At 70.3% G+C, this 2,715-nt stretch carries 3 protein-coding genes and 1 pseudogene; 3 read left to right on the top strand and 1 reads right to left on the bottom strand.

What is annotated here, in order from left to right; translation table 11 throughout:
• A pseudogene (locus G6020_RS13290) lies at positions 1-770 on the bottom strand (transcription-repair coupling factor); the annotation flags it as partial.
• Positions 771-1,060: 290 nt separating this feature from the next.
• Here G6020_RS13290 and G6020_RS13285 point away from each other — a divergent pair.
• From G6020_RS13285 to G6020_RS13275, 3 genes are all read left to right on the top strand, one after another.
• Positions 1,061-1,585, top strand: coding sequence for an MSMEG_0572/Sll0783 family nitrogen starvation response protein (locus G6020_RS13285; RefSeq protein ID WP_179525783.1), 525 nt, complete (start codon positions 1,061-1,063; stop codon positions 1,583-1,585).
• Between the two features lie 4 nt (positions 1,586-1,589).
• Complete coding sequence (locus G6020_RS13280; protein WP_182610945.1) at positions 1,590-2,480, top strand: carbon-nitrogen hydrolase family protein; 891 nt, start codon at positions 1,590-1,592, stop codon at positions 2,478-2,480.
• A partial coding sequence (locus tag G6020_RS13275; protein ID WP_182610944.1) for an MSMEG_0570 family nitrogen starvation response protein occupies positions 2,473-2,715 on the top strand: 243 nt, incomplete at its 3' end. The genes G6020_RS13280 and G6020_RS13275, both read left to right, overlap by 8 nt.

Below are 2,715 nucleotides of genomic sequence, written 5' to 3'. Positions count from 1 at the left end.
GCCAGCCGCCGCGCGCGCTCGCGGACGGCGTCGTCGAGCAGCAGCTCCCGGCAGGGGAACAACACGGCCGAGGAGACCTCGCCCTCGGGCAGGGACCGCTGGTCGGCCACCGAGAACTCGCGGATCTCGGCGATCGTGTCGCCGTCGAACTCCACGCGCAGCGGGTGGTCGGCGGTGGTGGGGAACACGTCCACGATGCCGCCGCGCACCGCCACGTCACCGCGGCGGGCCACCATGTCCTCGCGGCTGTAGGCGAACTCGGTCAGGGTCGCCAGTAACTCCGCGGGGTCGAGTTCGGCGCCGCGGGTCAACCGGATCGGCTCCCGGCGAGCCGCACCCGGGGAGATGGGTTGCACCACCGACCGCGCCGCCGCCACGACGATCCTCGGGGCGTGTCCCCCCATCACCGAGTTCAGGACCTGCAGCCGCCGACCGATCGTGTCGGAGGCGGGCGACAGGCGCTCGTGCGGGAGCGTCTCCCAGCTCGGGAACTGCGCCACGGCCTCGTGCGACGAGTCCGGGTCGTCGAACAGTCCCGCCAACTCGTCGGCCAGCTCCTCACATTCACGCTCGGTGGCCGTCACCACCAGCAGCGGGGAACGCTCGGCCAGGGCCGCCACCAGGAACGGCCGCAGGGACTCCGCCGACCGGACCACGGCGGAGTCCCGGTCCAGTCCCGCCCGCAGATCGGCCAGCGCCGGGTTCGCTGCGACCGCCCCGGCCAGGCCGGACAGAGCTGCGGTGGTGGGGCTGCTGACAGTGGTGGTCACGCGTGTGAGTCCTCCAGGTGGGGTGGGCGCGGCGGACGTGGCCGCACGGAAAGCACCAGTGTAATCGGCATCCGGCGCCGGAGCGCGGGGCCGCCTCAGGACCCCCGCGGTGCCGCCACGGTGCCGCCCCCGGTCGCGGCGTCGGCCGCAATGTTTCGTCGGCGCCGGATGCGTTGTTCCAATTGCAACCACCCGGTAACGGACCGATACGCAGCGGTAACGGTCCGGGCGTGTACTCGCTGCCATGTCATCGGAACCCGTCCGGTGACCCAGTCCCCGAGGAGCCCACAGTGCCCGAGTTCGACGCCACCATCACCGAGAACATCGCCGCCTCCCTCAAGGAGATCCCGCACCCGTCCCTACCCAAGGGCACCAGCATCTACGGCGGCACCAAGATCTTCCCAGACTACAAGGCCGAGGAGGGGGAGTCGTACTTCACGCTCGTCCACGGGATCGCCCACGAGTCCTCCGTCTCCTTCGTCGCCGTCCTCCAGGCCACCCGCGCCCTGCGCAAGGGTTTCGAGTCGGCCATCTACTTCTACGGCCCCGGCGCGATCAACTGCCTGGCCACCCGCGGATTCCCCACCACCGGGGACTCCGGCTTCCCCGGCGAGCAGAACATCAACGAGTCCCTCGAGTCGTTCATCTCCGAGGGCGGAACCGTGTTCTGCTGCCGCTTCGGGCTCGGTCTCCACGGCGGTCGCGAGGAGGACCTGATCGAGGGCGTGATCCCCGCGCACCCGCTCGACGTGCAGGACGCCCTGATCCACTACGCCCGTAAGGGCGCCATCATCAACTCGACCTACATGGTCTGATGCCATGACGACCATCGGCTCGGTCGCCGCCAACTTCGGCCGCGACCTCGAGGAGAACTACCGGACCATCGCCCATTACACGGAGATCGCCCGCGAGAGCGGCGTCGACTTCCTTGTCTTTCCCGAGGCCGCCATCGGGGGCTACCTCTCCAGCCTCGGAAACCACGGCGACACCACGCCCACGTCGCGATCACTGCCCCCCGCCATCCGGCTCGACGGCCCCGAGATCGCGCGGGTGCAGGAGATCATCGGAGACCGGGTGGTGGCCATCGGGTTCTGCGAGCTCGACGACGACGGGGTGAACCGTTACAACGCGGCCGCCGTCCTCGACGGAACCCGCGTCTACGGCACCTACCGCAAGGTGCACCAGCCCCTCGGGGAGAACATGTCCTATGCCTCCGGCGGCGACTACCGGGTGTTCGACACCCCTGTCGGTCGGGTGGGCCTGCAGATCTGTTACGACAAGGCGTTCCCCGAGGCCGCACGCGTCATGGCACTGCAGGGCGCCGAGATCATCGCTTCCCTGTCCGCGTGGCCGGCGGCACGCACCGCGACCGCCGCCAACCTCCAGGAGGACCGCTGGACCTACCGGTTCAACCTCTTCGATTCCGCCCGGGCCCTGGACAACCAGGTGTTCTGGGTGGCCTCCAACCAGGCGGGGACGTTCGGGTCCCTGCGATACGTCGGGAACGCCAAGATCGTCGATCCCGGCGGGAACGTCCTGGCCACCACCACCCTCGACGAGGGCCTGGCGGTCGCCGAGGTCGACGTGGCGGGCACCTTCGCGGCCATGCGCGCCGGGATGTTCCACCTGCGCGATCGGCGCCCCGACGTGTACGGATCACTGGTCGAGGTCTGTGATCGGGCCGACGAGAGGACGCTCGCCAGTGCCTGAGATGAGCTTCGCCGTCCGGTGGCCCGACGGGACGGTCCGGGACTACTACTCCCCCAGCCTGGTGATCCACGACCACCTCACGGTGGGCGACCGTCTGAGCGTGGCCGAGTTCCGCCGCCGGGCCACCGACGGGCTCACCGAGGCGGGCGAGCGGGTCCGCGAACGCTACGGCTTCCTGTGCAGCTCGGCGGCGGACACCGCCGCACGGGTGGCCTCCGCGTCCCGGGCCCACCCC

Origin of the sequence: Dietzia sp. B19 (assembly GCF_014145155.1) — a bacterium.
Lineage (GTDB): Bacteria > Actinomycetota > Actinomycetes > Mycobacteriales > Mycobacteriaceae > Dietzia > Dietzia natronolimnaea.
Note: the sequence above shows the minus strand (reverse complement) of the source record. Positions and strands in the feature narration are given on the sequence as shown.